Annotated in this window: 5 protein-coding genes; 4 read left to right on the top strand and 1 reads right to left on the bottom strand. The window is 61.4% G+C overall.

The features are described 5' to 3' along the window. The coding region (locus ACE3OH_RS18490) for a dihydroxy-acid dehydratase (protein WP_374356654.1) at positions 1 to 1,182 on the bottom strand (1,182 nt) is incomplete at its 3' end. Positions 1,183 to 1,658: 476 nt separating this feature from the next. Between ACE3OH_RS18490 and zwf the strand changes: the two genes are divergently transcribed. The 4 genes from zwf to hexR all read left to right on the top strand — a co-directional run bounded on the left by zwf (position 1,659) and on the right by hexR (position 5,787). Next, on the top strand, positions 1,659 to 3,116 hold the full coding sequence (gene zwf / locus ACE3OH_RS18485) for a glucose-6-phosphate dehydrogenase (RefSeq protein WP_374356651.1): 1,458 nt from the start codon (positions 1,659 to 1,661) through the stop codon (positions 3,114 to 3,116). 109 nt (positions 3,117 to 3,225) lie between these two features. Then, a complete protein-coding gene (gene pgl, locus ACE3OH_RS18480; protein ID WP_374356647.1) occupies positions 3,226 to 3,918 on the top strand; it encodes a 6-phosphogluconolactonase in 693 nt (230 codons plus the stop codon). Between the two features lie 5 nt (positions 3,919 to 3,923). Beyond that, a complete protein-coding gene (locus tag ACE3OH_RS18475) occupies positions 3,924 to 4,913 on the top strand; it encodes a glucokinase (RefSeq protein ID WP_374356644.1) in 990 nt (329 codons plus the stop codon). A 25-nt stretch (positions 4,914 to 4,938) separates the two neighbouring features. Continuing rightward, positions 4,939 to 5,787, top strand: a complete 849-nt coding sequence (gene hexR / locus ACE3OH_RS18470) for a transcriptional regulator HexR (RefSeq protein ID WP_374356641.1) — start codon at positions 4,939 to 4,941, stop codon at positions 5,785 to 5,787. The last annotated feature ends 39 nt before the right edge of the window (positions 5,788 to 5,826 follow it).

Here is a 5,826-nt window from a genome sequence, read left to right as displayed (position 1 = left end):
CCAAGCCAGCTTGCCGCCATCGAGCCATGGCTCCTGTGCATAACGGCGCAGACCGGGGCCCATCACCGTATTCACCTCTTCATGCAGCAAACCGGCGTCGAGCAGGGTACGGATCAACAAACCCATGCCGCCAGCGGCATGGAAATGGTTCACGTCGGCACTGCCATTCGGATACACCTTTGCCAGCAAGGGAACCGCCGCCGAGATATCGTCGAAATCGGTCCAGTCGATCACAATGCCAGCCGCGCGGGCGATGGCAATCAGGTGGATCGCATGATTGGTGGAGCCGCCGGTGGCCATCAGGCCGACCAGGCCATTGACGATGGCGCGCTCATCGATGATCTCTGCCAATGGCGTGTAGTGCGAACCCAAAGCGGTAATGGCCGCTACCCGGCGCGCGGACTCGGCGGTCAAGGCATCGCGCAAGGGCGTGCCGGGATTGACAAAGGCGCTGCCGGGCAGATGCAGACCCATGATCTCCATCAGCATCTGGTTGGAATTGGCGGTGCCATAAAAGGTGCAGGTTCCGGCGCCGTGATAGGACTGCTCTTCCGCATCCAGCAATTCTTGCCGACCGATCTTGCCTTCGGCATACAGCTGGCGGATACGGGCTTTTTCCTTGTTTTCCATGCCGGAAGTCATCGGACCGGCCGGCACGAACAGGGTCGGCACATGGCCGAACTGCAGCGCCCCGATCAATAGGCCCGGCACGATCTTGTCGCACACACCGAGGCACAAGGTGGCGTCGAACATCTGGTGACTGAGGGCGATGGCGGTGCTCATGGCAATGACATCGCGCGAGAACAGGCTGAGCTCCATGCCAGCCTGCCCCTGCGTCACACCGTCGCACATAGCCGGTACACCACCGGCAAACTGCGCCGTTGCGCCCACCTCGCGCGCCGCCTGTTTGATCAGCGCCGGATAGTGCTCGAGCGGCTGGTGGGCCGACAACATATCGTTGTAGGCCGACACAATGGCGATATTGGGCTGGCGCTGCTCGCGCAGCAAAATCTTGTCGCCCGTGGGCGCGGCGGCAAAGGCATGCGCCAGATTGGTGCAGGACAGACCCTTGCGCACCGGCTCGCGCGCCGCCCAACTGGCAACGCGTGCCAGATAAGCCTCGCGGCTCGGCTGGCTTTTTTGGCGGATACGCTCGGTAACCTTCACCAGGCTGGTATGCAAACTCATCAAGACTCCCAGGATGGCAGCCGCAGTGACGGCGCCGGCAATGCCTGACGATGCAGCTTGGTGCCGGGCACACAAGGCTTACACCACACTTGCGGCCAATAGTAGTTTTACTACAGTTAAAAGACAAGTTCGCACACCGAACTTTTACTCGAATGACGCTTCATTGTTGTGATTATGTTGCACTCATTTGGCGCAAGCGTTGCGGAAGGCTGGTTTTGCGCGGATTTCGTGCACGACCATGTTGCATTGCACCAAGTACGTCATGATCCGTCATGCTAACAAAACTACATTGCCTTGCTCCATGCAGAGTAGTATTGTTACAGAAATCAAACTACAGGCAAGCAGCTGCATCATTTGCGCGCCAACCGTGGCAGCCTTGAGCTGCCGGCAAGACCCCGGCCTGTAGCAGCGCTAGCGCAATGCGCAACAGCGGTTCAAACCAGCCACTGCCCACCGCAAGGACAAACGGGATGACACAGATTCAAGCATTTGACATGGTGCTGTTTGGCGGCACTGGCGACCTGGTGATGCGAAAACTGCTGCCAGCGCTCTATCACCAGCATCAGGACGGCCACCTGCCGGAACAGGGCCGCATTCTTTGCCTTGGGCGCAGCCAGCCGGACCAGGCCGCCTATCTGACCATGGCGGAATCAGCCGCCCGCCAATACCTTGGTGATTACTTCAATGGAGCCGACTGGGCATCGTTCGCTGCGCGCCTCGTCTATCTGAAGCTCGACGCCGGCGACAAGACCGCCTATGCCGCCTTGTCCGAACGTTTGAATGAATACCCCGAGCATGTCCGGGTGTTCTACCTCGCCACTGCGCCGAACCTGTTTGCCGGCATCTGCGAAAACCTTGCCAGCGTAGGGCTGAACAAGGGCGGTGCCCGCGTGGTGCTGGAAAAGCCGCTCGGCCACGATCTGGCTTCATCGCAAGCCATCAACGCCCAGGTCGGCAAGTTCTTCAAGGAAAGCCAGATCTACCGGATCGACCACTACCTCGGCAAAGAGGCGGTGCAGAATCTGCTGGCGCTGCGCTTCTCCAATACCTTCTTCGAGCCCTTGTGGCGGCGCGAATGGATCAGCGATGTGCAGATCACCGTCACCGAACAGGTGGGCGTGGAGGGCCGTGGCGACTTCTACGACAAGGCCGGCGCGCTACGCGATATGGTGCAAAACCATCTGGTTCAGCTGCTGACCTTTATCGCCATGGAGCCGCCCGCCAGCGACAACCCCGATGCGGTGCGCGATGAAAAGCTCAAGGTATTGCGCGCACTGCGTCGCTTCGGCTCGCAGGAAGTCGGGCAGAAGACCGTGCGCGGCCAGTACAAGGCAGGCGCCAGTGCCGGAAAACCGGCAGTGGGCTACCTCGATGAGCCGGGCATCGCACCGGACAGCCGCACCGAAACCTTTGTCGCACTGAAAGCAGAAATCGATACCTGGCGCTGGGCCGGCGTGCCGTTTTACCTGCGTACCGGCAAACGCATGCAGGAGCGCCTGGCTGAGATCGTCATCAATTTCCGCCAGGTGCCGCATTCGATTTTCCAGCTGCCCTCCTCCACCACCAGCAATCGCCTGGTGATTCGCCTGCAGCCGGACGAAAGCGTCAAGATGTATCTGCTGGCCAAGCAGCCGGGCGACCAGATGAAGCTCAAGGAGGTCCACCTGGACCTGGATTTCGACGAAATCTTCAAAACACGGCGGCCTGATGCCTACGAGCGCCTGCTGACCGATGTGATCCGCGGTCGTCTCACCCTGTTCATGCGCCGCGACGAGCTGGATGAAGCCTGGCGCTGGGTCGAGCCGATTCTCGACGCCTGGGAGCAAAGCGACGATGCGCCCAAGCTGTATACCGCCGGCACCTGGGGCCCGGCCGCCAGCTCGGCCCTGCTGTCGCGCGACGGTTTTTGCTGGCACGAGGAAGGCTGATTCGTGTGAAAGGTGAAAGGTGAAAGGTGAAAGGTGCCGGCATCCTACGTTTCGCCTGCTGACTGTTACGCAATTGCGATCCCTCACGTTTCACTGTTCGCGAGTCCTTATGAATATCCACTTCAACGAATACGAATCACGCGTCGATCTTGATATCTGTCTGGCCCGTGAGATCGCTGCCAGTCTCGAACAGGCCATTGCCGAGCGTGGCGCTGCCAGCCTGGCAGTGTCGGGCGGCAAGACGCCGATCGGCATGTTCCAGCAACTGCGCCAGATGCGTCTCGATTGGGACAAGGTGTGGATCACCCTGGTGGATGACCGCTGGCTGCCAGTTGATCACCCGGACAGCAATGAGCGCCTGGTGCGCGAGCACCTGCTCAAATACCAGGTGGCGGCCGCGCACTTTGTCAGCCTGAAAAGCGCCGATGCCACGCCCGAAGCCGGCGTGGCCGAGGTGGAGGCGCGCCTGCGCGCCATTCCACAGCCTTTCGATGTGCTGATGCTGGGTATGGGTGAGGATGGCCATACCGCCAGCCTGTTCCCCTGTTCGTTTGAAGTCGGTGCAGCCACCGCGCCGGACAACCCGGCCTTGCTGGCCGCCGTCAACCCGGTCAGCGCCCCGTATCCGCGCATCAGCCTGACCCTGCCAGCCATCGCTCAAGCCCGCAAGCTGCTGCTGCACCTGGCCGGCGCCAACAAGAAAACCGTCTTCCAGGCTGCCATGGACAGCAGCGGCCCACGCCTGCCGATTGCGCAGGTAATCGCTGCAGCCGGCGCCTGCCGTATTTACTGGGCTGAGTAAGCGATATGCATCCATCCGACACCTTTCCGCGCCTGCTTGCCGATATTGGCGGTACCAATGTGCGCTTTGCGCTGATACGCGCGCCCGGCGCCGCCATCAGCGATGAGGCCAATCTCGCCTGCGCCGACTATGCCGGCCCTTATGAGGCGGCACGCGCCTATCTTGACCCGCTGGGCATCACTCCGCGCTGGGCGGCCTTCGGTATCGCCACGGCGGTTGCTGGCGACGCGGTGAAGATGACCAATAACCACTGGGCATTTTCGCAATCGGCCTTGCGTGAACAGCTCGGCCTTGCCCGGCTGTCGGTAATCAACGACTTCACCGCCCTGGCGCTGAGCCTGCCCGCGCTTGGCGAGCATGAATTGCAAAAAGTGGGTGGCGGTGAGCGCAACCCCGGCTTGCCGATTGCCCTGCTCGGCGCCGGTACCGGCCTCGGTGTATCGGGGCTGATTCCCGCTCACCAAGCGGGCGAGCCGGAGCGCTGGATTCCGCTACAGGGCGAAGGCGGCCATGTGTCGTTCTCGCCGTTCAATCATAAAGAGGACGAAATCCTGCGCTTTTTGCGCCTGTCCTATGGCCATGTATCGGCAGAGCGGCTATTGTCCGGCCCCGGCCTGGTCAACCTCTACCACGCGCTGGCTGAACTCAATGGCCAGCAGGCGGCGTCGCTGACTGCAGCGCAGATCAGCCAGCAAGGGGTGGCCAATAGCTGCGCCCTGTGCCGCGAGGCCATCGATACCTTCTGCGGCATGCTCGGCACCGCCGCCGCCAATCTGGCGGTAACCCTGGGCGCGCGTGGCGGGCTGTATATCGGTGGCGGCATCGTACCCAAGCTGGGCGACTATTTTGCCGCCTCGCCATTCCGGACCCGCTTCGAGCAAAAGGGGCGGTTCTCCAACTATCTGGCTGCGGTGCCAAGCTACGTGATCATGGCCAGCAATCCGGCCTTGCGCGGCACGGCCGCTGCGCTGGATGCACTGGCCAGCCGGGCCTGATTCGCGACAGAAAAAAGAGAAGAACATGCTGGAGAAGATCAAATCCCTGTTGCTGGAGCTATCCAAATCCGAGCGCAAAGTCGCCGAGCTGGTTCTGGCGCAGCCCAACTTCGTCGCCCATGCGCCAATTGCCCAGATTGCCGAGATGGCCAGCGTATCGCAGCCGACGGTGATCCGCTTTTGCCGCTCGATCGATTGCACCGGCCTGCAGGACTTCAAGCTGCGCCTCACCCGCAGCCTGGTGTCGGGCGTGCCCTATGTGCACAGCGCAGTGGAAAGCAGCGACACCGCCCATGATCTGGCGGCCAAGCTGTTCGACAACACCATTTCCAGCCTGATGCGCACCCGCAACGAGCTGAACCCGGATGCGATCGAGCAGGCTATCGACATTCTGGCCGATGCGCGCAAGATCGAGTTCTATGGCCTTGGCAACAGCGGCATCATCGCCCAGGATGCCCAGCACAAGTTCTTCCGCCTTGGCGTGCCGTGCATTTCCTACTCCGACCCGCATATCCACGGCATGTCGGCCGCCTTGCTCAAGCCGGGCGACGCGGTGGTGGCCATTTCCAACTCCGGCCGCACCATCGACCTGATCCGCTCGGTGGAGCTGGCGCGCGAAGCCGGCGCCAATGTAATCGGCATCACCCATTCCAATTCGCCACTGGCCAAGCGCTGCAATGTGACGCTGTATGCCGATACGCCGGAAGACCCCGACCTGTATTCGCCGATGATCACCCGCATCGTCCATCTGGTCATTGTCGATATCCTGGCGGTCGGCGTGGCGCTGCGCCGTGGCCCTGGCCTGATCGACCAGCTGGAAAAGGTCAAACGCAATCTGAAAGAGCGCCGGGTACGCGGTTACGAAGATCGCTGACTGGCGCGAGATTTTTCCGGTTCCGAATATTGAATGCGA

The sequence above is a fragment of the Chitinimonas sp. genome, assembly GCF_041904975.1.
GTDB lineage: Bacteria > Pseudomonadota > Gammaproteobacteria > Burkholderiales > Chitinimonadaceae > Chitinimonas.
This window is presented reverse-complemented; position numbering and strand designations above follow the sequence as displayed.

Coding starts and splice junctions, on each gene's coding strand:
- ACE3OH_RS18475 (WP_374356644.1), top strand. CDS start 3,924: ATGCATCCATCCGACACCTTTCCGCGCCTGCTTGCCGATATTGGCGGT.
- pgl (WP_374356647.1), top strand. CDS start 3,226: ATGAATATCCACTTCAACGAATACGAATCACGCGTCGATCTTGATATC.
- zwf (WP_374356651.1), top strand. CDS start 1,659: ATGACACAGATTCAAGCATTTGACATGGTGCTGTTTGGCGGCACTGGC.
- hexR (WP_374356641.1), top strand. CDS start 4,939: ATGCTGGAGAAGATCAAATCCCTGTTGCTGGAGCTATCCAAATCCGAG.